Raw genomic sequence first — 23,201 nt, forward strand, 5'->3', positions numbered from 1 at the left:
AGTGCAGAGATGTGCCAGAAATGAAGGGAAGGGATCAGCTGCGGGTGTTCACGCGGATGATCTCCTGCTGGTAGGGCGCGATGACGCGGCCCGAGATCCGCAGGTCGAGCATGAGGAATGGGCGCTCGGTCGCCGGCCGCGCGGCCCACTCGGCGACGCGGTCCAGGTCGGCAAGCGTCCGCACGATGACGCCCTCGGCGCCCGCTGCCGCGCCGAGCGCGGCGAAGTCGACGCCGGGGATGAGCATGGGGTGCTCGTTCAGCCCGAGCGCGCCGTAGAGGTTCACCTCTGCGCCGTACGCCCCGTCGTTCCACACGACGCAGATGCCGCGCCCGCCCGCGGTGCGCACGGCGGTCTCGAGGTCGGCGAGCGCCATGAGTCCGCCACCGTCGCCCGTCGTGAGCACGATCGTCGCCTCGGGATCCGCTGCGACGGCGCCCGCCACGCTCGGGAAGCCGAATCCGATCGACTGGTACGCCGTGCCGACCATGACCATCCGGCCCGGCGAGGCGACGGGCCAGAACATGTTCGCCCAGCCGATGAAGTGGCCGCCGTCGCTCACGACGACGCGATCCCCCGGAAGCAGATCGGCGAGTCGGGCGGCGGCGGCGCGCGGATCCAGTCGCCCGTCGTCCGCGAATTCCTCGCCGACCTCTTGGATCCGGAGGGCAGTCGCGTCGATGCTCTCGCGCCATCCGGATCCGGATCCCGCGCCGAGCTCGGCGACGAGCCGCTCCGTGACGAGGCGGGCGTCGCCGCGCAGATAGGTGCCGACCCGTGGGTGCGTCGCCGACGGTGCCGTGTCGATCTGCGCGACGTGCGTCGTGGGGGAGAAGAGCTCGCCGAAGCGCATCGTGAACTGGTTGAGGGATGCCCCGACCACGACGGCGACATCGGCCGCGTGGATGAGGTCCATCGCTCCCGGCGCGCCGAAGCCGCCCGTCACGCCGAGGTCGTAGCGCTCGTCGGGGAAGACGCCGCGTCCGAGCGTGGACGATGACGTCACGGCGCCCGTGCGCTCCGCGAGCGCGCCCAGCGCGTCGGACGCATCCGCGAGCCACGCGCCGCGCCCGCCGATGAGGATGGGGCGTTCTGCGGCATCGAGAAGCGCCGCGACCTGCGCGATCGGCGCATCGGGTCCGGGCGCGATGCTCGGCGTCGGGGACAGCTCGGGGAGGACGTCGGGGAGGGGGCCCGCCTCGCGGGTCGGCACATCGTAGGGGAGCGCGAGCACGACGGGGAGTCGCTTCGCGAGCGCCTGCTCGATCGCCAGTGTCACGGTCGCGACGGCGTCGAGGCGGCCGACGGTGTAGGTGCGTACGCCGACCCCGGCCGCGAGCGCGATCTGGTCGACGTCCCACGGGCGCGCCCCCGACGTGGGTTCGTCGCCGACGACGAGGACGAGCGGGATCCGCGCCATGGCCGACTCGGCGAGCGCGGTGAGCGTATTCGTGAAGCCGGCGCCGTAGGTCGTCGTCGCGGCGGCGATGCGGCGCGAGACGCGGAAGTGCGCGTCGGCCGCGACGACGGCGCCCTGCTCGTGGCGCACCGCCGTGTATGTGGCGTCGGTCGAGTTCAGGAGGGCATCGAGGAGGTACGCATTGCCGTTGCCCATGACGCCGAAGACGTGGTCGACGTGGTGGGCGAGGGCATGGGCGACGTGCTGTGCGACGTTCGGCATGGAGATGGCCTTTCGGGAGACAGAAACGGAATGTGGGGAGTCCGTATGTGTCTCGCGACTGCCGTGCGCGCTTCGTGCCCCTTTTTCGGGCACCGACCCTCGTCGTCGGGGGTCGGACGCATCGAGTGTAACTCGCCTCTCGTTGTGCGCGAGACGATGACCCCGTATGATCCGGGTATCTATTAAAGAACTGAGAGTTCGATTATCGAACTACTTGGGACGACGACGGCGTCGCGGATGGATGAAGATCCGGAACGCCCCCACACAGATGTGAGGAGCACGAAGCGCATGCAGTTCCACCACCACGGGTACGTATCCGGCGATCCGCGTGTGAAGCCCGCCGCGGGCATCGGCCTGAACCGACCTGCCGAGCTTCCCGACGAGATGGATGTGCTGATCGTCGGCACGGGGCCCGCCGGGGTGATCGCGGCGGCGCAGCTCGCGGAGTTCCCGCACATCCACACGCGCATCATCGACAGCCGCCCGGGGCGCCTCGCGGTCGGACAGGCCGACGGCATCCAGGCCCGCTCCGTCGAGACGTTCCAGGCCTTCGGCTTCGCTCCGCAGATCACCCAGGAGGCGTATCGCATCACCGAGATGGCCTTCTGGCGACCGGACGCCGAGGATCCGCGCCGGATCGTCCGGGGCGGTCGCGCCGTCGACGACGAGCATGGCATCAGCGAGTTCCCGCACCTGATCGTCAACCAGGCGCGCGTGCTCGACTACTTCCTCGAGTCGATGCACAATGCGCCGACGCGCACGGCGCCCGATTACGGGTGGGAGTTCGTCTCCCAGCGGGCGGTCGACGGAGAGCACCCTGTCGAGGTGACGCTGCGCCGCAGCGCGGGCGCCGATGAGGGGGCCGAGCGCATCGTGCGCACGAAGTACCTCGTCGGCGCCGATGGTGCGCGCAGCCGTGTGCGCCGCTCGATCGGTCGCGAGCTGCGCGGATCCCAGGCCTTCCATGCCTGGGGCGTCATGGACGTCCTCGCAGACACGGACTTCCCCGACATCCGCACGAAGTGCGCCATCCAATCGCACGACGGCGGATCCATCCTGCTGATTCCGCGCGAGGGAAACCATCTCTTCCGCATGTACGTCGATCTCGGCGAGGTGAGCGAGAGCGACCACGGCAACGTACGCGAGACCACGCAGGATCAGGTGGAGAGCCGCGCGAACGAGATCCTGCATCCGTACACGGTCGAGGTGCGCGAGGTCGCGTGGCGCAGCGTCTACGAGGTCGGGCATCGCGTGACCGACAAGTTCGACGACGTCGACGAGGTCGGATCGCGCTGCCCGCGTGTGTTCATCCTCGGCGATGCGTGCCACACCCACTCGGCGAAGGCCGGGCAGGGGATGAACGTATCGATGCAGGACGGCTGGAACCTCGCCTGGAAGCTCGCCCATGTGCTCGACGGACGCGCGGGCGACGAGCTTCTCGACACCTACTCGGGTGAGCGTCAGCAGATCGCCGTCGATCTGATCGAGTTCGACCGCGAGTGGTCGAGCCTCATGGCGAAGAAGCCCGAGGAGTTCGAGAATCCGGCCGAGCTCGAGGAGTTCTATGTGCGTACGGCCGAGTTCCCCGCGGGATTCATGACCCGGTATCAGCCGTCGATCGTCACGGGTGCTGCCGAGCATCAGGGCCTGGCCACGGGATTCCCTGTCGGCAAGCGCTTCAAGTCGCATATGGTCACGCGGGTGTGCGACGCGAACCCTGTCCACCTCGGACACCACGCGACGGCCGACGGCCGGTGGCGCATCTACGTATTCGCGGACGCCTCTCCCGCCGGGGCTCCGTCGCCGACGGCAGACCTCGCCGCGTGGCTCGTCGACGACCCGGCCTCGCCTCTCGTCCGGCACCGCCCCGAGGGCGCCGACATCGACGCCTGGTTCGACGTGAAGGTGATCTACCAGCAGCCCCACACCGACGTCGAGATTCCCGCGGTTCCGGATGCGTTCTGGCCGCGTGTCGGTCCCTTCCGGGTTCGGGACTACGAGCGCGTGTACGCGACGCTGCCCGGCGAGGACATCTTCGAGGGACGCGGCGTCTCGCGCGAGGGGGCGATCGTCGTCGTGCGGCCCGACCAGTATGTCTCGCAGGTGCTGCCGCTGACGGCGACGACCGAGCTCGCGGACTTCTTCGACGGCATCATGGGGGGCTGACCCGCCCCAGGAAGAGCCCCCTTCTCGCTGGGGAGCACCGGATCGTGTGCTCGCGCGAGAGGTGGCTCTGTCGCGGATGGGGAAGCCGTGCGCGTGGAGGAAAGACGCGTGCGGCGACGGCCTACTCGCGTCGCATCGGAAAGCGGAGACTGGGCTCGATGGGCCTGTCGGCCCCTGTCGTGCGCCGTCGCGGCGCGACCGCTTCCGAAGGAGACGAAGATGTCCGAGACCACCGCACTGCTCGACCGCATCCAGGCGGACCCCGAGACGGGACGGGCGATCCCCGATGCCGCAACGGGCGAGACGATCGGCTACGTGCCGAAGCAGACCGCGGATGACGTCGATGCCGCGGTCGCGCGCGCCCAGGCGGCGCAGCCCGCGTGGGACGCGCTCGGGCATGAGGGACGCCGCGCGGCGCTCCTCGCGGCCGCCGACGCGATCGACGCGCACGCCGAGGAGCTCGCGACGATCCTGTCCCGCGAGCAGGGCAAGCCCCTGAACGGCCCGAACGCACGCTTCGAGGTCGGAGCCTGCAGCACATGGCTGCGCGATGCGGCGACAACCGAGCTCGAGACCGAGGTGCTGGTCGACGACGGTGAGACCTACGCCGAGATGAGCTACCAGGCGCTCGGCGTCGTCGCCGCGATCGGTCCGTGGAACTGGCCCATGATGATCGGGATGTGGCAGTCCGCGCCCTCGCTGCGGATGGGCAACACGGTCGTCGCGAAGCCCAGCTCGTCGACCCCGCTGAGTGTGCTGGCGCTCATCGACGTGATGAACCAGGCTCTCCCCGCCGATGTGCTCATCCCGGTCGTGACGAACGGCGCCGGCGGCGGCCACCTCGCCGCGCACCCGGACGTCGCGAAGGTGATGTTCACCGGATCCACCGAGACCGGCCGGCGGATCGCCGAGTCGGCGGGCGGCAACCTCGCGAGGCTCACGCTCGAGCTCGGCGGAAACGACGCCGGCATCGTGCTGCCCGATGTCGACCCGCAGGCGATCGCCGAGGATCTGTTCTGGGGGGCCTTCATCAACACGGGGCAGACGTGCGCCGCGCTGAAGCGACTGTACGTGCATGAGGACGTCTACGACGATGTCGTCGACGCGGTCGCCGCCGTTGCGCGGCAGGTTCCCATGGGCAATGGCCTCGACGAGGGCAATGTGCTCGGACCGGTGCAGAACGCCGCGCAGTTCGAGATCGTGCAGGAACTCGTCGAAGACGCCAAGGCGCGCGGCGCGCGCATCGTCGTCGGCGGCGAGGCGGCCCCCGAACTGGGTGCGAACTTCTTCCAGACGACGATCGTCGCCGAGGTGGCGGACGGATACCGCATCGTCGACGAGGAGCAGTTCGGACCGGCACTGCCGATCATCCGATACAGCGACATCGATGAGGCGGTCGCGAGCGCGAATCGCCTCGATGTCGGACTGGGCGGATCCGTGTGGTCGGGCGACCGTGAGAAGGCCCGCGAGATCGCGAAGCGCCTCCGCGCGGGAACCGTGTGGATCAACCAGCACGGCACGCTGCATCCGAAGGTTCCCTTCGGCGGCGTCAAGCAGTCGGGCTACGGGTTGGAGTTCAGCGTCGCCGGGCTGAAATCCGTCTCCGAACCGCGCGTCATCAACGGCTGAGGGCGCGGGAGAACATCATGGCGAAGAGATCCGTGATCGTCGTCGGCGCCGGTTCCGCGGGATCGGTCGTCGCCCGTCGCCTCGTCGACGCGGGACACGACGTCACCCTGCTCGAAGCGGGCGGCGAGGACGTCAACCCGGCCATCCACGATCTGTCGCGCCTGGGCGAGCTCTGGCACAGCGCGGACGACTGGGACTACCACACGGAGCCGAGCGGGCACACGGCGAACCGTCCCCTCCACCTTCCGCGCGGCCGGGTTCTCGGCGGATCGCACGCGCTGAACGCAACGATCTGGGTGCGCTGCGCGCCGAGCGACTACGACGGCTGGGCCGAAAGCTGTGGGCCGGAGTGGGCATGGGAGAACGTGCTTCCCGTCTACCGCGCCATCGAGGACTTCTCGGGCGGGGAGAGCGAGCTGCGCGGTGTGGGAGGTCTGATCCCGGTCGACGGCGACTACGAGCTCGACCCGATCCATCAGTCGATCGTCGAGGCGGCCATCGAAGCGGGCGTGCCGCGCAATCCGGATTACAACGGAGAGCGGCTCGACGGTGTCTCGCAGGAGCAGGTGAACATCGTCGACGGCGAACGCATCAACACGTGGAAGGCGTATCTCAAACCCGTGCGGGATCGCCTGGAGATCCTGACGGGTGCGCACGTGCACTCCGTGATCATCGACGAGGGGCGTGCAGTCGGCGTGCGCTACCGGATCGAGGGGACGATGCGCGAGCTGCGCGCGGACGAGATCGTCCTCTCGGGTGGCGCGCTCGATTCGCCGCAGGTTCTGCTGCGCTCGGGGATCGGGCCGGCCGAGGAGCTCGCCGCGATCGGGATCGACGTGGTGCACGACGCACCCGGCGTCGGCAAGAACCTGCACGATCACCTGCTCGCACCGGTGATCGGGGTCACCCGCGCACGCGAGATCGATGCGCCCCGGGAAGGCGTCTCCGTCACGCAGACGCACCTGTTTGCGCGCAGCGACGAGAGCATCGCCGTGCCCGACACGCAGCCGATCTTCTTCGCCGTTCCGATGTACTCGGAGGGGATGGCGCCCGTCGACGGCACCGGCTTCACCCTGTACGCGGCCATCCTCGCTCCGAAGAGCCGCGGCGAGGTGACGCTGTCCGGACCCGGGCTCGACGACGCCGCGCGGATCGACCTCGGCGCCCTGAAGGATCCAGCCGATCTGGCGCCCTTCCTCTTCAGCATGCGGCAGTGCCGCACCATCATGTCGCAGCCGGCTCTCGCCGAGGGATGGGGAGCGGAGGAGGTGTATCCCGGTCCGGAGGTGCAGACCGACGAAGAGCTCGAAGCCTATATCCGTGAGAACGTCGCGACCTATCACCACCAGGTCGGCACCTGCCGCATGGGGCTCGACGGTGAGGCGGTCGTCGATCCGCGCCTGCGTGTGCGGGGAGTCGAAGGGCTTCGCGTGATCGACGCATCCGTCATGCCGACGATCACGACGGGGAACACGAACGCGCCGGCGATCCTCATCGGAGAGAAGGGCGCTGAGTTCCTGCTGGCGGATCTCGAGGGCTGACCGCTTCTTCTCGAACGAGCATCGGCACGGGGCACCCGTGCCGATGCTCGCCGGGCTCAGAAACCCTCGCGCGGCGGCCGGCGGGCGCCGAAGGATTCGGAGATCCGCGTCGCGGAACGGTCCAGGGCCGCCGCGATCTCGGGCGCAGGGCGAGGGAGGCTGATATGGATCGCGGAGAGAGACGCCGGTGGCTGGCCTGGCAGATCGAGCGGAACAGACACCGCGTGAAGCGACGAGACCACCTCGCTCTCGCTCAGCGCATACCCGCGCGCGCGGCTCTCGTCGATCTCGACGGCGACCTCGGAGGCAACATCTGCAGGCCACGACGCGCTCGGCAGGCCCATGAGGATCGCCTTGCCCGGCCCGCCGCGTGTGATCGGGTGGCGGTGGCCGGGGCGGTAGGAGACGGCCACCTCGCTCCGTGGCGAGGCGCTCATGAGCGTGACCGCTTCATCGCCGTCGATGAGCACCGCGATGAGGCAGGTCATCCTGAGCTCGTCGGCTAGTTCGACGAGCTGCGGGTAGGCGGCCTGCTGCAGATCGCGGGAGACGGCGTAGGCGAGCGTTGCGACGCCGGCCGCGAGGCGCGCGCGCCCCGCGTCGTCCCGCGCGACGAGACCGTGGTGCTCGAGTGTGCGCAGGAGTCGGTATGCGACCGAGCGATGCACGTCGAGCGCGCCTGCGAGCTCATCGATCGACAGGGCGCGATCGGATCCTGCGAGCGCCTCGAGGATGCGAATCCCCCTGCTGAGGGTCTGGGATCCGCCGGGAGGGGTCTGCGAGGCCATGCCTCGATCCTCGCACGCGAGTTCGTCCGCCTCGGGCAGGTTGTCGTTGTCGGCCGACATCTCGGGCGCCGCCGTCGAGGCGAGGCTCGTGAGGAGCCACGGCGATGCCTCTGGAGATCCTCATGGCGCTCGCCTGCCTCCCGATCGCGGACGGAGCTCATCGCGATGGCCGTGATGTTCGGGGTGATGCTCCTCCGTACGGGATCCGCGCTCGTCTGAGAGCGTCTCACACGGCCGACGTGCGTTCGTCGAGCCGCGCGGCGGCGCGACCGACCTGCGTGAGCCAGGAACCGATCACCGTCTCGATGATCTGCCACTGCCGATCGGGCCTCGCGATCTTCGTCCCCATCACGTGCTCGACCTGCACGCCTGTGACGAGCGCGAGCAGCGCATCGGCGATCCTGTCGACGGGCGTGTCGCCGGTGAGCTCTCCGAGGTCGACCGCGCGGGAGAGGTGGCGACGGTACTGATCGTGCCACTGGCGCTCAACCTCGGCCTGGACGGCGGACATGCTGTGCCGGAAGGGGATGCGTCCCCAGAAGCTCACGACGACCCCCGCCTCGTCGTTCGTGGTCTTGTCGAGGGGATGCACCTGCTCGATCATGGCGCAGAGCGCGTCGATCCCCGTGCGCCCGTCGACGGCCTCTGCGATGCGCATGTTCGTCGCTTCGAAGATGCGCTCGAAGGCTCGCTGCAGGACTTCGTCGAAGCCGCGGAAGTAGTGCCAGAGCGACCCCGTCGCGACGCCGAGCTCCTGGGCGAGCGCTCGTGTCGTGACCGCACCGACACCGACGCTGCTGACGAGTCGGAGATAGGTGTCGACGATCTCGAGGCGGCGGGCGTCCCTGTCTACGATCTTCGGCATGGGGCCATTCTGCCCGTGAGGAGGCGCCCGCGCACGGCGCCGCGGACCACGGATCTCGCGGATGACACGGCGAACACAGCCTCGGCAGAATAGCGTTGTCGTATGACTGCAACCGAATCCCCCGAGACACCCACCGGGACGGAGGGCGATCACGCCCCCTCGTTCTCCGATCTGGGATTCGGTGAGGCCGTTCTCCGCACACTGAAGGACGTCGGCTACGAGACGCCGTCCGCGATCCAGAACCAGACGATCCCACTGCTGCTCGCGGGGCGCGACGTGCTCGGCGTCGCCCAGACGGGCACGGGCAAGACGGCGGCGTTCGCGCTGCCGATCCTCGACCGGCTCGAGCCGGGGCGGAAGACGCCGCAGGCGCTCGTCCTCGCGCCCACGCGCGAGCTCGCGCTGCAGGTGTGCGAGGCGTTCGAGAAGTACTCCGCGCGGATGAAGGGCGTGCGCGTCCTCCCGGTGTACGGCGGGCAGGGCTACGGCACGCAGCTGTCGGCGCTTCGCCGCGGCGTCGACATCGTCGTCGGCACGCCGGGGCGTGTGATGGACCACCTCGACAAGGGCACGCTCGATCTGTCGGAGCTGCGGTTCCTCGTGCTCGACGAGGCCGACGAGATGCTGAAGATGGGCTTCGCGGAGGACGTCGAGACGATCCTCTCCGACACGCCGGACGACAAGCAGACCGCGCTGTTCTCCGCCACGATGCCGGCCCAGATCCGCCGCATCTCGCAGCAGCACCTCAACGACCCCGAGGAGATCACGGTTGCGAGCCGCACGACGACCTCGGCGAACATCACCCAGCGGTACCTCATGGTGTCCTACCCGCAGAAGGTCGACGCGCTCACGCGGATCCTCGAGGTCGAGAACTTCGACGGGATGATCGTGTTCGTGCGCACGAAGAGCGAGACCGAGACGCTCGCCGAGAAGCTGCGCGCACGCGGCTACACCGCCGCCGCGATCAGCGGCGACGTCGCGCAGGCGCAGCGTGAGCGCACCGTCGACCACCTCAAGAAGGGGAAGCTCGACATCCTCGTCGCGACCGACGTCGCCGCGCGCGGGCTCGACGTCGAGCGGATCACGCACGTCGTCAACTACGACATCCCCGTCGACACCGAGTCGTACGTCCACCGCATCGGCCGCACGGGCCGCGCCGGCCGCACGGGCGACGCCATCAGCTTCGTGACCCCGCGCGAGCGGCGACTGCTGACGGCGATCGAGAGGGCGACGCGCCAGCCGCTCACCGAGATGCGGCTTCCCACCGCGGAGGACGTCAACGTCACGCGCCTGAGCCGCTTCGACGACGCGATCACCGCGGCGCTCGCCGAGCAGGACCGGATCGTGAAGTTCCGCGACATCATCGCGCACTACGTGGAGCACCACGACGTCGTGGAGAGCGATGTCGCCGCCGCGCTCGCGGTCGTCGCTCAGGGGGAGACACCGCTGCTGCTGCCGCCGGATCCCGAGAGGCGAGAGCGCCCCGCCCGCGATCGGCGCGAGGACCGCGATCAGCGCGAGGACCGCGCGCCGCGTGCGTCGCGCGGGGATCTCTCGCCCTATCGCATCGAGGTCGGCCGGCGCCAGCGCGTCGAGCCCCGCCAGATCGTCGGTGCACTGGCCAACGAGGGCGGGCTGCGGCGCGACGACTTCGGCCGCATCGACATCCGCCCTGACTTCTCGATCGTGGAGCTGCCGTCGAGCCTGCCCCGCGACGTCCTGGACCGGCTGGAGACGACCCGCATCGGCGGCCGGCTCATCGAGCTGAAGCCGGATCCCCGCCCGTTCCGCGCGACGGGGGGCCCGCGCGGAGCGCGCGGGCGCGACGACCGCGGCGGACGCGGCGATCGGGATCGCGGCGGGCGCGACGACCGCCGGCCCCCGCGCAAGCCCCGTCACTGACGGGGCGGCGCGGGCCCCGCGCTACCCCAGTTCGTCGAGGTCGATGCCGCACACGGTGCCGAGCTCGGCGGCCGCTCGATCGAGCTCGGCCTCGGCATCGGATGTCTCGTCCGGACCATCGGCCTCGGCCATCGCGTCGTAGGCCGCGCTCAGGTCCTCGAGCGGCTCGCGCACCTCGTCGGTCGTCACCTCGGCCGCGAGGCCGTCGAGCAGCTCGGGGATCGAGCCCTGCCCGCCCGCGCGACCCGGGTCGGCGGCGATGACGGCCGCGCAGTCCGCGAGCACGTCGAAGTCGCCCGAGCCCTCGGGCATCGAGTAGCCGGAGTCCTGCTCCGGGACGAGGTCGCCGAACTCGTCGATCACCGTCATCGTGACGCTCAGCACGCCGGCGACGGCGACGATGACGCCCGCGACGATGCCGAACACGCCGCCCACGATCGAGACGATGAGCGCCGAGACGCTCAGCCCCGTGGCCTGGGCGCGCCGCACGAGGGCGACGATCGACAGCACGAGTCCCGCGATGAGGAACGGCCAGCCGGCGAACGAGACGTATCCGAGGATCCGCCCGACCTCGGGGATGAACGCGGCGAAGCCGAGGCAGACGATGACGGCCCCCGCGATGGCGAAGACGAGCGCGAGGATCGCCATCGTCTTCCCGGGCCGCGCGGCCGGCTCTGCGGGAGGCGGTGTCGGCGCGTTCTGCGGTGGGAGGGGAGCGGTCGGCGCGTGATCGGGCTGTCCGGGCGTTCCGGCGGGAGGCTGCGGGTAGCTCATAGGACGATTCTCCCGCGCCGGCGCGGCGAAAGCGACGGAACGCGGAAACTATCGGGTCATCCCGAGCCCTGAGCAGGGGAATGCCCCGCCCCTCGCGCACGGCGCGGGGAGCGGGGCGGGGTTCGGAAGTGCGGATTCCGAACGTGTGGGCCGCTACGCCGTGTGGCGTGCGACGATGTCGTGCACGGGCGCGAACAGCGGGTGCGACGGATCGAGCCCCGTCACCTCGGCGGTGAAGGCGTCGGCGCCCTGCGTGCGCAGCTTCTCGTGCATCTGGGCAGCCTGCTCGTCCTCGGCCGAATCGAACGCGAGCGCCGCATCGACCGCAGCGAGCAGCCCATCCGTGGGGAGCCCGCGCTCTGCGGCGTCGGCCGCGGGGCCGATGAACCGCTCGTGGCGCGACAGCTTGCGCAGGGGCTGCCGCCCGACGCGGTGCACCGTGTCGGGGAGCGCCGGGTTGCGGAAGCGGCCGAGGATCGTCGCGCGGTACTCGGCGAGCTCGGCATCCGAGAAGCCGTGCTTCGCGGCGATGACGGCGCTCGTCTCGGCGAGCGCCGCCTCGACCGCACGGGCGACCGCGGGATCGGCGAGGGCGTCGGAGATCCGCTCGATGCCCGCGCGGGCGCCGTGGTACGCCGTCGCGGCGTGCCCCGTGTTGACCGTGAAGAGCTTGCGCTCGATGTACGGCGCGAGGTCGTCGACGAAGTGCGCGCCGGGGATGTCCGGCAGCTCGCCGCCGAACGGGCCCCGCTCGATCGCCCACTCGAAGAACGGCTCGACCGTGACGTCGATGCCGGCGCCCTCGGGCTGGCCGGGCACGATGCGGTCGACGGCCGTGTTCGCGAACACGGCGCGGGCCTCGAGGTCGGGCCACTCGGATCCTGCGAGCTCCGCGATGTGCGCGCGCAGCTGATCCGTCGCCCCGATGGCGTTCTCGCACGCCATGACCTGCAGGCGCGGCGCGGACGGATCGCGCCGGCGGAGCCCGGCGAGCACGTGCGGCGCGATGAACCTCAGCACGGTCGGGCCGACGGCGCAGGTGACGAGGTCGGCGGCCGCGACGGCCTCCGCCACCGCGTCCGGATCCGCGGCGCTGTCGAGCGCCGAGAATCCGGTCACGACGACGTCGCGCCCGCCCTGGCCGACCTCGTGCACCGTGTAGCTGTCGGCGGCGTCGATCGCCGCGACGAGGTGAGCGGCGACGTCGGAGAAGACGATCTCGTAGCCGCCCTCCGCGAGCAGCATGCCGACGAAGCCGCGCCCGATGTTCCCGGCCCCGAAGTGCACGGCGGTCTTCGTCATGTCAACCCCTCCTCGGAACTGCACGACGACGCCAATTCTGTGCGGACTTGTGCGACACGCCGGTGCATCGGGGCTGCGGGCCCAGAATCGGCGTCGTTGTGTACGGGCATCATGCGAGGCCCTCCCTCAGCAGCGCGTACAGCTCGGCGGGGGTTCCGGCGGCCGACAGCTTCGCGACCGCCGCATCGTCGCCGAACTGCACGGCCACTGACTGGAGGATCTCGAGGTGCGCGCCGCCCTTGCCGGCGATGCCGACGACGAAGGTGGCCGTGTCGCCGTCGCCCCAGTCGACGCCTCCGTCGTAGCGGACGACGGAGAGGGCTGATCCGAGCACGGCGTCCTTCGCCGCGTCCGTGCCGTGGGGGATCGCGAGGCCGTTGCCCATGAACGTCGACACCGTCTCCTCACGGGCCTTCATCGCCTCGAGGTAGTCGCCCGTGACGGCGCCAGCCGCCACGAGGATCCCCGCGGCCTCGGCGAGGGCCTCGTCGCGCGTGACGGATCCGGCGTGGATCCGCACATACTCGGGCTTCAGGACGTCGCCGTCTGAGGAGGGCGCCGCGGCGGTCGGCTCCGCCTCGGCCGCGGCCGGCGCGTCGCCCGCGCGCTGCGCGCGGACCATCTCGACGACCTCGTCGTACTCCGGGGCGTTCATGAACTGGCCCACGGAGACATGGATCGCGTCGGGCTCGTTGTGCCTGGCGCGATCGGTGAGCTGCGCCTGCGTCACGACGAGGTCGGCGGTGCCGTCGAGGTTCGCGATCGACTTGTTCGTCACGTTCACGCCGTCGATCCCCGCGTCCTTGAACTTCTTGCGCAGGACGCCGGCGCCCATGGCGGAGGATCCCATGCCCGCATCGCACGCGAAGACGACGCGCTCGATGGCCTTCGTCGCAACCGTCTGCGCGCCCGCGAGACCGGCGAGAACCGACGACTCCTTGCCCTTGTTCGCCTGCGTGCGGGCGACGGCGGACGAGAAGCTGTCGTCGGCGTTCGCGAGGTCGCGCTTCCGGCTCGCGCGGAGGATGATCGCGGCGATCACGAAGGTGACAGCGGCCGAGACCATCACCGCGAGGATCACGCCGAGGTAATCGCCGCCGGCGGTCTGGATCATGACCGCGATGATGGATCCCGGCGCCGCGGGGGCGCGCAGTCCCGTGTCGAAGAGGACGTTCACGGCGACGCCCGACATCCCGCCGGCGATGACCGCGATGAGCAGCAGCGGCTTCATGAGCACGTACGGGAAGTACACCTCGTGGATGCCGCCGAAGAAGTGGATGATCGCGGCGCCCGGCGCGGAGCCCCGCGCGGCGCCGACGCCGAAGAACGTGAACGCGAGCAGCAGCCCGAGGCCCACCCCGGGGTTCGCCTCGAGCAGGAACAGCACCGACTTGCCCTGTTCGTCGAGCTCGCCGATGCCGAGCGGCGTGAGCACGCCGTGGTTGATGGCGTTGTTGAGGAAGAACACCTTCGCCGGCTCGATGAGGATGCTCGTGAGCGGCAGGAGCCCGTTCTCGACGAGGAACCCGACACCGCCCGACAGCACGCCGGTGATCCAGTTCACGACGGGCGCGAGCACGTAGAAGGCGAAGATCGCGGCGAGGAATCCGAAGATCCCCGCCGAGAACATCGACACGAGCATCTCGAAGCCCGCGCGGACCTTCCCTTCCCACAGCGCGTCGAGCTTCTTGATCGCCCACGCCGCGAGCGGGCCCATGATCATGGCGCCGAGGAACATGTGGATCTGGCCGAGACCCTCTTCGACGCCCTCGACGCGGAGGGCGATGAGCCAGTCGCTTCCCGCGATCGCACCCATCGTGGCCACGACACCGACAACGCCACCGCGCTTGTCGTGGATCATGTGCCCGCCCGTGTAGGCGATCAGCAGCGGCAGGAGGTAGTGGATCATCGGGCCGACGATCGTGTCGAGCGCCGGGACCGGGGTCCAGCCGACCTCGATGAAGAACGCCGTGAACAGGCCCCACGCGACGAGCGCGGGGATGTTGGGCATCACCATGCCCGACATGAACGATCCGACCTTCTGCACGACCACCCGGAACCCGCCGGGTGCCTTCGTATCTGATGTCTGCGTTGACATGGCTGTGTCTGCTTTCTGGGTGAGGGAGAGGCGGGTCAGGCGGCGTCGCGGGCGGCAGACTTCGCGCCGTCGGCGTTCGCCGCGCGGAGCGCCGCCTGGGCGATGCGCTTCGCGTCGTCGAGGGTGTGGTTCTTCAGCTCCGCGCGCACATCGGCGAGCGCGGAGGGCGACATCGAGAGGGTCTGCACGCCGAGGCCGACGAGCACGACCGCGAGGAGCGGATCCGCGGCGGCCTCGCCGCACACCCCGACGGGCTTGCCGTTCGCGGCGCCGCCGTCGCCGACCATCTTGATGAGGCGCAGGGCGGCGGGGTGCCAGGGGCTCTGCAGGTGGGCGACGGATCCGAGCAGCCGGTCGGCGGCCATCGTGTACTGGACGAGGTCGTTCGTGCCGATCGACGCGAAGTCGGCGGTCTTCAGGATCTCCTCCGCGAGCAGCGCGCTCGACGGGACCTCGACCATGACGCCGGCCGTCTTCAGGCCGAGCTCCTTCGCGAGCGCCGTGAAGTACTCGGTTTCGTCGACGGTCGCGATCATGGGCGCCATGACCCACACATCGGCGTCGGTCTCCGCCTCGGCGCGGGCGAGCGCCGTGAGCTGGTCGCGCAGGATGCTCTCGCGGTGCGCGAGGGCGCGGATCCCGCGGCGCCCGAGCGCCGGATTCTCCTCCGCCGCGTCGGTCAGGAAGGGGAGGGGCTTGTCGGCGCCCGCGTCGAGCACGCGCACGACGACCTTCTTGCCGGCGAACGCGGCGAGCATCCGCCGATAGCTCTCCTGCTGGGCCTCGACCGACGGGGCCTCGTCGCTCGAGAGGAACAGGAACTCGGTGCGGAACAGCCCGACGCCCTCCGCCCCGAGCGCGACGGCCTCGGCGGCGCCATCGGCGGATCCGAGGTTCGCGAGCAGCGGGACGGGCGTGCCGTCGGCGAGCGCGCCCGGCGTGATGGGGGCGGCCGCAGCGGCCTTCCGTGCGGCGGCGCGCTCGGCGGCCTCCCGGAGCTGCTCGTCGGTCGGATCGGCGATCACGAGATCCTGCGCGGCGTCGACGATGACCGTCTGGCCGTCGGCGAGCTCGGCGGATCCCGTGCCGACGACGGCGACGATGCCCTTCTCGCGGGCGAGGATCGCCGTGTGCGAGGTGGGGCCGCCCTCCGTCGTGACGACGGCCAGCACCTGGTCGAGGTCGAGCAGCGCCGTGTCGGCGGGCGCGAGATCGGTCGCGACGAGCACGAACGGATGCCCGGGCTCGGGCACTCCCGGTGCGGGCACGCCGCGCAGGTGCGCGATGACGCGCTGCGCGACGTCCGCGAGGTCGGCGGCGCGCTCGCCGAGGTACCCGCCGAGCGCCTGCAGCTGCTCCGCGAACTCAGCGAACGCCCGGTGAACGGCGTATTCGCCGGTGGCGCCCGCGTCGATCTTCGCGTGGACCGTCTCCTCGAGGGTCGGGTCCTCGGCCATCATCGCCTGCGCCTCGAGGACGTCGCGCGCGGATCCGCCTGCCCGCTCGCCGCGCGCATTCAGCTCGGCCGCGACGGCCTGGACGGCCTCGGCGACGGCGGCCTTCTCCTCGTCGGGCGTGCGCGTCGAGGGCGCGTCGTCCGGCGCCGCGAGGCCGTCGGCCATGCGGGCGACGGACCCCTGTGCGACGCCCTGGCCGACGCCCGTCCCGTGGATCGCAGGCATCGGGGTCACTCCGCGTCCGTGTCGGTCTCGAGCATCGTTGTCAGCTGGTCGAGCACGCCGTCGGCGCCGTCGCCCTCGACGGTCAGGGTGACCTCGTCGCCCGTGTTCGCGCCGAGCGAGATGACGCCGAGGATGCTCGCCGCGTTGACCGGGGCGCCGTCGCCCTTGGCGATCGTCACGGCCAGGCCGGAGTTCTTCGCGGCCTCCGAGAACAGCTTCGCGGGGCGCGCGTGCAGGCCGTGCGAGGAGGCGATGGTGACGGTGCGAGTGGCCATGGTGTTTCCTTTCAACGGGCGGATGCCGCGGGCGCGGATCCGAGGCTGTCGTCGCGGACGAGCGCGAGCGTGCGTGAGCCGTCGCGGTCGCCGGCGATGTCGGCGGGCAGGGTCGTGACGCGCACGCGATGCGCGTCGGCGAGCGCGCGCACGTCGACTTCGGCCCCGCCCATGTGTGCGCCGAGGAGGATCGCGTCGGCGGATCCCACCTCCTGCGCGAGCGACGCGAGCGGGCAGGCGGAGGCGTCGAGATCGATGCCGGCGGCATCGGCTGCGCGCTGCAGGCGCAGGGCGACGAACGTGCTCGAGGCGCCGGCGCCGCAGATCACAATGATCTTCATCGATCTCACTTCTCCTTCTTCCCACCCATCCTGTTCCTCGCGCGGGGCGGGGACAATGGGGGGTTCTTTCCGCGGGGGCGGAAATTCGTCACCGCCGCGGGGGCGGAGATTCGTCGCCGCCGCCGCGTGGTCTCTCGGGTGGCGCGGCGCCCGTGATGGTTGACTGGATCCCATGACGGCGAGACGGCAGGCGCGGGTGCTCAGCGTCCTGCTTCGCCGCGGCGACTGGGTCACTGCCGGATACCTCGCCGATCACCTGGGCGTGACGCCGCGCAGCGTGCGCTCGTATGTGACGGGCATCAATCGGCGTTCCTCGGGCGGCGACGCCGTCGAGTCGGGCCCGCAGGGCTATCGCGCGACGCCGGCCGCGCGTGGCCTGCGCCTCTCGGCCCTCGAGCATGATCGCGGCACGCCGCGCGAGCGCCTGCACGCGCTGCTGCGCCTGCTCCTCGACGAATCCAGCGGCGTCGACGTGTACGCCACGGCCGATCGGCTGTATGTCAGCGCGGGCACCCTCGAGGGCGATCTGCGGCGCGTGCGCGGCCTGCTGCGCGGATCCGAGCTGGCGCTCGAGCGGCAGGGGGCGGTCGTGCGCCTCACCGGATCCGAGCTCGCGCGGCGACGCCTCGTGAGCCGCGTCGTCCATGATGACGTCGACGAGGGGTCCTTCGACATCGACGCCCTGGGTCGCGCCGCCGACGCGATGAACATCCCGGCCGAGGCGTTCGGCGCGTTCAAGGCCGACCTCGTGGAGCGGCTGGCGGGCCTCGGGCACGTCGTGAACGAGCTCTCGGCCGCCGACGTCGTGCTGCACGTCGCGATCGCCGCGGACCGCGTCTCCCGTGGGCACGCGCTGGGCGCGGCCGACGAGCGGACGGACGCCGATCGGGACGCCGTCGCGGACATCGTCGGCGAGCTCGCCGCGCGCCACTTCGGCGCCGAGATGGGGGAGGGCGACCGGCGCCACCTCGCCTCGCTCGTGCTGCTGTCGATCGTGGATCCCGGCTCCGCGGGCGAGGGGGCCGGGCGGGAGGTCGCGCCCGAGATCGTCGACGCCGTGCGCGCGGCGGTCGCCCGCGCGGCCGACACCTACGGGCTCGAGGTCGCCCAGGATCCGTTCGTCGATCGCCTCGCGCTGCACGTCGAGAACCTCGTGCGGCGCGCGGCGGAGCAGCTCTGGTCGCGCAACCCGATGACGCGGTCGCTGAAGGCGGCGTCGCCCATGGTCTTCGAGATGGCGGTCGCGATCGCGGGCGACCTGTCGGAGGCGCTCGGCGTGCCGATCCCCGACGACGAGATCACCGACATCGCGATGCACCTCGGCACGGCGCTCGACCTCGATCGTCAGGCGTCGTCGCGGCTGACGGCGACCCTCGTGAGCCCCGGATACGACACGATGCGGCGCCAGCTGCGCGCGAGCCTCGTCCGCGCGCTGGGCCACGAGCTCGACGTGACGGGGATCCACGAGGGCTACGACCCCGACTGGGGCGCGATCGGCACGGATCTCGTGCTGACGACGATCGAGCCTCCCGCCCACGTGCCGGGTGGGTCGGAGCGGGTGGTGCGGATCCCGCCGTTCCTCGGCGATCGCGATGTCGCCCGCATCGCCGACGCGGCGAATCGCGTGCGCCGTCAGCGTCGCCTGGGCGGGCTGCGCGCCGAGATGGAGCGGTGGTTCGTGCCGGCGGGCTTCGTGCGCGACGTCGACGCGGCGTCACCGGAGGACGTGATCCGCCGCCTGGGCGCCGCGCTCGTGGCGGACGGCGCGATCGACGAGGCCTATGTCGCGAGCGCGATCGAGCGCGAGCGGCTGTCGTCGACGGCGTTCACGGAGTCGCTTGCGGTGCCCCACGCGATGACGATGTCGGCATCGCGCACGGCGATCGCCGTGGCGGTGAACGAGCACGCGATCGAGTGGGGATCCGACCGGGTGCACGTCGTGGCGCTCGTCGCCTTCAGTGAGTCGGATCGCGCCGCGTTCCAGACGATCTTCGAGCAGTTCGTCGACGTGTTCGCGGATCCGGAGAACGCGCGGCGCCTCACGCGTCGGGGCGAGACGCTGCCGGCGTTCCTGACGGAGCTCGCGGCCCTCATCGACGAGGGCTGACCTACTCCGTACCGCTCGGTTTCGGCGGGCGACCGGTCGGTGCGGGTCATACGAACGGGCGGGAGTCAGGCCAGGCGGGCGCGGACGGCCTCCTCGAGCGACGCCAGGCGGGCCCGCGCGTCCTCCGCGGTGGACGCGCGGACGTCGAGGTACGCCTTGAGCTTCGGTTCCGTGCCGCTCGGGCGGAAGATCACGCGCGAGCCGCCCGCGAGCAGGTAGCGCAGGATGTCCCCGCCCGGCTCGCCGTCCGCCGGGCGCAGCAGGTCGTCGGCGCGCTCGACCGCGAGCTCGCCGAACGACGCGGGCGGATCCGCGCGCAGCGACGCCATCGTGCGGCCGATGATCGACAGGTCGTCGACCCGGATCGACACCTGGCCGCTCGCGAAGTGCCCGATCTCGTCGGCGAGCTCGTCGACGAGATCCGCGATCGACGCCCCTCGCGAGCGCGCCTCCGCAGCGAGCCCCAGCACGGCGACGGCGGCCGAGATCCCGTCCTTGTCACGCACGGTGTCGGGGTTGACGAGGTAGCCGAGCGCCTCCTCGAAGCCGAACACGAGGCCGGGTGCGCGCGAGATCCACTTGAAGCCTGTGAGCGTCTCGTGCCAGGCGAGTCCGTGCCGCTCGGCGATCGCTCCGAGCCCGGGAGACGACACGAGCGAGCAGGCGAGCGACGCGCCCTGTGCGCCCTCGGCGGCGCGCGCCGCGCGCGCGCCGAGCAGCAGCCCGATGTCGTTGCCCGTGAGGCGGCGCCAGCCGGATCCGGTCGGGACGGCGACCGCGACGCGATCGGCGTCGGGGTCGTTGGCGATGATGAACTCGGCGCCCGTGCGCGTCGCGGTCTCGAACGCGAGGTCCATCGCCCCCGGCTCCTCCGGATTCGGGAAGGCCACGGTCGGGAACGCCCCATCGGGCTCGATCTGCTCGGCGACGACGTCGGGCAGCGGGTATCCCGCCTGCTCGAGGACGGCGCGCAGCGTCTCCCATCCGACGCCGTGCATCGCCGTGTAGGTCCAGCGCATGCCGGCGGCCGATGCGGGCGCGGGGGAGACCGCGGCCGTCTGCGCGACGTACGCCGCGACGACGTCCTCGTCCGCGATCGCGTACCCCTCCGAGCGCGGCAGATCGGCGACGGATCCGGCGTCGGCGACCGCCTGGATGGCGCCCGCGATCTCGGCGTCGGCGGGCGACACGATCTGCGCGCCGGCGTCGTCGCCGCCGAGGTACACCTTGTAGCCGTTGTCGTCGGGCGGGTTGTGGCTGGCGGTGACCATGACGCCCGCCGCCGCGCCGAGGTGGCGCACGGCGAAGGCGAGCACGGGCGTGGGAAGCGCGCGGGGGAGGAGGATCGCGTCGAGCCCCGCGCCCTGGAACAGCTCGGCGGAGTCGCGCGCGAACACGTCCGAGTTCCGGCGGCCGTCGTATCCGACGACGATCGTCGGGACGGATCCGCCCGAGCGCCCGGTGAGGAAGCGCGCGAAACCAGCGGCGGCCTGCGCGACGAGCACGCGGTTCATGCGCATGGGGCCGGCGCCGAGCTCGCCGCGCAGGCCGGCCGTGCCGAACTGCAGGCGTCCCGAGAAGCGGTCGGCGAGGTCCGCGACCGCCTCGGCGTCGCCGCCCTCGGCGCGATCGATCAGGTCCGCGAGCTCGTCGCGCGTGACGGGATCCGGATCCTGCGCGAGCCACGCCCGCGCGTCCGCGAGCGCGTTCATCGGATCCGCCCGATCACGTCCGCGAGCAGGCGCGAGATGCGGCCCTCGGCCTCCTGGCCGGCCTCGATGACCTCTTCGTGGCTGAGCGGGCTCGGCGAGATGCCGGCGGCGAGGTTAGTGATGAGCGAGAAGCCGAGGACCTCCATGCCTGCCTGGCGCGCCGCGATCGCCTCGAGGGCCGTCGACATGCCGACGATGTGGCCGCCGATCGACTTCGCCATCTGCACCTCGGCGGGCGTCTCGTAGTGCGGGCCGCGGAACTGGCAGTACACGCCCTCGTCGAGGGAGGGATCCACCTCGCGCGCGATGCCGCGCAGGCGTGAGGAATAGAGGTCGGTGAGGTCGATGAACGTCGCGCCCTCGAGCGGCGAATCGGCCGTCAGGTTGATGTGGTCGCTGATGAGCACGGGCTGGCCCGCCGACCAGGTGTCCGTGATGCCGCCCGCGCCGTTCGTGAGAACCATCGTCTTCGCGCCGGCCGCGGCGGCCGTGCGCACGCTGTGCACGACGCGTCGCACGCCGTGCCCCTCGTAGTAGTGGGTGCGCGCCCCGATCACGAGCACGTGGCGCCCGTCGGGCGTGCGCACGCTGCGCAGCGTGCCCACGTGCCCCTCGAGGGCCGGCTTCGAGAAGCCCGTCACCTCGGTCGCGGGGATCGTGGCGACGGTCTCGCCGATGAGATCGGCGGCGGGGCCCCACCCGCTCCCGAGCGTGACCGCGATGTCGTGGGTGTCGACGCCGGTCAGGCGGACGATGTCTGCGGCCGCCGTCTGGGCGACGGCGAACGGGTCGGCGGGGGCATCGAGCGGATGCGACTGGTTCGTCATGCAGTCACGATAACCGCCGCACCCCGTCGAATCGCCCAGACGACATAGGGAAGAATGGATCCATGACCTTCGACTTCGCGCGCAAGCAGAGGATCGCCATCATCGGCGGCGGACCCGGCGGATACGAGGCGGCCCTCGCGGGCGCGCAGCTCGGCGCCGACGTGACGCTCGTCGAGAGCACAGGAGTCGGCGGATCGGCGGTGCTCACCGACGTCGTCCCCTCCAAGACGCTCATCGCCACGGCCGACGCGGCCCGCGCGATCGAGGATGCGGGCGAGCTCGGCGTGCAGTTCTTCGCGCGCGGCGACAGCGGCAGGCCGCTCAAGCCCGAGGTCGCGATCAACCTCCTCGCGATCAACAAGCGGATCCTCGCCCTCGCCGGCCAGCAGTCGGAGGACATGCGCGAGCGGCTGATCGAGGCGGGGGTGAGCATCATCTCGGGCCACGGCCGTCTCGAGGGCGACGACGCGATCGTCGTGTCGACAGGACCAGAGGGCACCGACTTCGACCGCATCGAGGCCGACACGATCATCGTGTCCGTCGGCGCGTCGCCGCGCGAGCTGCCGACGGCGAAGCCCGACGGCGAGCGCGTCCTCACGTGGAAGCAGATGTACAACATGTCGTCCGTTCCCGAGCACCTCATCGTGGTCGGATCGGGTGTGACGGGCGCCGAGTTCGCGTCGGCGTACATGAACCTCGGCTCGAAGGTCACCCTCGTCTCGAGCCGCGAGCAGGTGCTCCCGGGAGAGGATCCGGACGCCGCGAAGGTGCTCGAGAACGTCTTCACGCGCGGCGGGATGACTCTTCTCGCGAAGTCGCGCGCCGAGAGGGTCGAGAACACCGGCGACGGCGTCGTCGCGACGCTCTCCGACGGATCCACAGTCGAGGGCTCGCACTGTCTCATGGCCGTCGGCGGCGTGCCGAACACGAAGGACCTCGGCCTCGAGGGCGCGGGCGTGCAGCTCGCCGATTCGGGGCACATCCTCGTCAACAAGGTCGGCCGCACCTCGGTTCCGAACATCTACGCGGTCGGCGACTGCACGAACCTCGTGCCCCTCGCCTCGGTGTCGTCGATGCTGGGTCGCACGGCCGTCTTCCACGCGATGGGCGATGCCGTCATCCCGTTCGCGAAGCACAAGATCGCGTCGAACATCTTCACCTCGCCCGAGATCGCGACGGTCGGCTGGACGAACGACGCGAGGCACTCCGTCGAGCTGAAGCTCGACCTCGAGGAGAACCCGCGCGCCAAGATGATGGGTGTCAAGGACGGCTTCGTGAAGCTCTTCGCGCGCGACCACTCGGGCACCATCGTGGGCGGCGTGGTCGTCGCACCCAAGGCGAGCGAGCTGATCTTCCCGATCGCGATGGCGGTCGAGCGCCGCCTCACGGTCGACCAGGTGGCCCGCGTGTTCACGGCCTACCCGTCGCTCGCGGGATCCGTCACCGACGCCGCCCGCGCGATGCACGGCGTCGACCTGCGCGGCGAGGCCTGAGGCGCAGCGACACAGAAG

At 71.0% G+C, this 23,201-nt stretch carries 17 protein-coding genes; 6 read left to right on the forward strand and 11 right to left on the reverse strand.

Annotated features, from left to right (window positions below):
- Positions 1–34: 34 nt before the first annotated feature.
- Positions 35–1,681, reverse strand: coding sequence for a thiamine pyrophosphate-binding protein (locus GB932_RS11860; RefSeq protein ID WP_156760908.1), 1,647 nt, complete (start codon positions 1,679–1,681; stop codon positions 35–37).
- 288 nt (positions 1,682–1,969) lie between these two features.
- On the opposite strand from GB932_RS11860, the gene GB932_RS11865 reads away from it, so the two are divergent.
- The 3 genes from GB932_RS11865 to GB932_RS11875 all read left to right on the forward strand — a co-directional run bounded on the left by GB932_RS11865 (position 1,970) and on the right by GB932_RS11875 (position 7,017).
- The gene (locus GB932_RS11865) at positions 1,970–3,847 is read left to right on the forward strand and encodes an FAD-binding monooxygenase (RefSeq protein ID WP_156760909.1); all 1,878 of its coding nucleotides are present in this window, start codon (positions 1,970–1,972) and stop codon (positions 3,845–3,847) included.
- 219 nt (positions 3,848–4,066) lie between these two features.
- Positions 4,067–5,476 (forward strand): aldehyde dehydrogenase family protein, encoded by a 1,410-nt coding sequence (locus GB932_RS11870; RefSeq protein WP_156760910.1) that lies wholly within the window; start codon positions 4,067–4,069, stop codon positions 5,474–5,476.
- A 17-nt stretch (positions 5,477–5,493) separates the two neighbouring features.
- A complete protein-coding gene (locus GB932_RS11875; RefSeq protein WP_156760911.1) occupies positions 5,494–7,017 on the forward strand; it encodes a GMC family oxidoreductase in 1,524 nt (507 codons plus the stop codon).
- Positions 7,018–7,073: 56 nt separating this feature from the next.
- On the opposite strand, the gene GB932_RS11880 is transcribed toward GB932_RS11875, so the two are convergent.
- On the reverse strand, positions 7,074–7,805 hold the full coding sequence (locus GB932_RS11880; RefSeq protein ID WP_156760912.1) for an IclR family transcriptional regulator: 732 nt from the start codon (positions 7,803–7,805) through the stop codon (positions 7,074–7,076).
- 226 nt (positions 7,806–8,031) lie between these two features.
- A complete protein-coding gene (locus tag GB932_RS11885; RefSeq protein WP_156760913.1) occupies positions 8,032–8,670 on the reverse strand; it encodes a TetR/AcrR family transcriptional regulator in 639 nt (212 codons plus the stop codon).
- 102 nt (positions 8,671–8,772) lie between these two features.
- On the opposite strand from GB932_RS11885, the gene GB932_RS11890 reads away from it, so the two are divergent.
- Positions 8,773–10,572: a DEAD/DEAH box helicase gene (locus GB932_RS11890; RefSeq protein ID WP_156760914.1), complete on the forward strand. Its 1,800-nt coding sequence runs from the start codon at positions 8,773–8,775 to the stop codon at positions 10,570–10,572.
- A gap of 21 nt (positions 10,573–10,593) precedes the next feature.
- Here the strand turns inward: GB932_RS11890 and GB932_RS11895 are convergent, their stop codons facing one another.
- The 6 genes from GB932_RS11895 to GB932_RS11920 all read right to left on the reverse strand — a co-directional run bounded on the left by GB932_RS11895 (position 10,594) and on the right by GB932_RS11920 (position 17,044).
- Positions 10,594–11,346, reverse strand: a complete 753-nt coding sequence (locus tag GB932_RS11895; protein ID WP_156760915.1) for a hypothetical protein — start codon at positions 11,344–11,346, stop codon at positions 10,594–10,596.
- 153 nt (positions 11,347–11,499) lie between these two features.
- A complete protein-coding gene (locus tag GB932_RS11900) occupies positions 11,500–12,648 on the reverse strand; it encodes a mannitol-1-phosphate 5-dehydrogenase (RefSeq protein ID WP_156760916.1) in 1,149 nt (382 codons plus the stop codon).
- Between the two features lie 109 nt (positions 12,649–12,757).
- The gene (locus GB932_RS11905; RefSeq protein WP_156760917.1) at positions 12,758–14,746 is read right to left on the reverse strand and encodes a PTS mannitol transporter subunit IICBA; all 1,989 of its coding nucleotides are present in this window, start codon (positions 14,744–14,746) and stop codon (positions 12,758–12,760) included.
- Positions 14,747–14,781: 35 nt separating this feature from the next.
- Positions 14,782–16,428 carry a phosphoenolpyruvate--protein phosphotransferase gene (gene ptsP, locus GB932_RS11910; protein ID WP_156760918.1) on the reverse strand — a complete coding sequence of 549 codons (1,647 nt, stop codon included), beginning with the start codon at positions 16,426–16,428 and terminating at the stop codon, positions 14,782–14,784.
- Positions 16,429–16,433: 5 nt separating this feature from the next.
- The gene (locus tag GB932_RS11915; protein WP_156760919.1) at positions 16,434–16,703 is read right to left on the reverse strand and encodes an HPr family phosphocarrier protein; all 270 of its coding nucleotides are present in this window, start codon (positions 16,701–16,703) and stop codon (positions 16,434–16,436) included.
- 11 nt (positions 16,704–16,714) lie between these two features.
- Positions 16,715–17,044 carry a PTS sugar transporter subunit IIB gene (locus tag GB932_RS11920; RefSeq protein WP_156760920.1) on the reverse strand — a complete coding sequence of 110 codons (330 nt, stop codon included), beginning with the start codon at positions 17,042–17,044 and terminating at the stop codon, positions 16,715–16,717.
- A 172-nt stretch (positions 17,045–17,216) separates the two neighbouring features.
- On the opposite strand from GB932_RS11920, the gene GB932_RS11925 reads away from it, so the two are divergent.
- On the forward strand, positions 17,217–19,151 hold the full coding sequence (locus tag GB932_RS11925; RefSeq protein ID WP_156760921.1) for a BglG family transcription antiterminator: 1,935 nt from the start codon (positions 17,217–17,219) through the stop codon (positions 19,149–19,151).
- Between the two features lie 65 nt (positions 19,152–19,216).
- On the opposite strand, the gene GB932_RS11930 is transcribed toward GB932_RS11925, so the two are convergent.
- Together GB932_RS11930 and GB932_RS11935 are read right to left on the reverse strand one after the other, a co-directional pair.
- Entirely contained in the window at positions 19,217–20,863 is a 1,647-nt protein-coding gene (locus GB932_RS11930) for a phospho-sugar mutase (protein WP_156760922.1), read from the reverse strand.
- Positions 20,860–21,690: a purine-nucleoside phosphorylase gene (locus GB932_RS11935; protein ID WP_156760923.1), complete on the reverse strand. Its 831-nt coding sequence runs from the start codon at positions 21,688–21,690 to the stop codon at positions 20,860–20,862. The genes GB932_RS11930 and GB932_RS11935 overlap by 4 nt, the downstream gene beginning before the upstream one ends.
- Before the next feature lie 62 nt (positions 21,691–21,752).
- Between GB932_RS11935 and GB932_RS11940 the strand changes: the two genes are divergently transcribed.
- Complete coding sequence (locus tag GB932_RS11940) at positions 21,753–23,183, forward strand: NAD(P)H-quinone dehydrogenase (RefSeq protein WP_156760924.1); 1,431 nt, start codon at positions 21,753–21,755, stop codon at positions 23,181–23,183.
- Positions 23,184–23,201 lie beyond the last annotated feature (18 nt).

The organism is Microbacterium karelineae (genome assembly GCF_009745985.1).
GTDB classification, from domain to species: domain Bacteria; phylum Actinomycetota; class Actinomycetes; order Actinomycetales; family Microbacteriaceae; genus Microbacterium; species Microbacterium karelineae.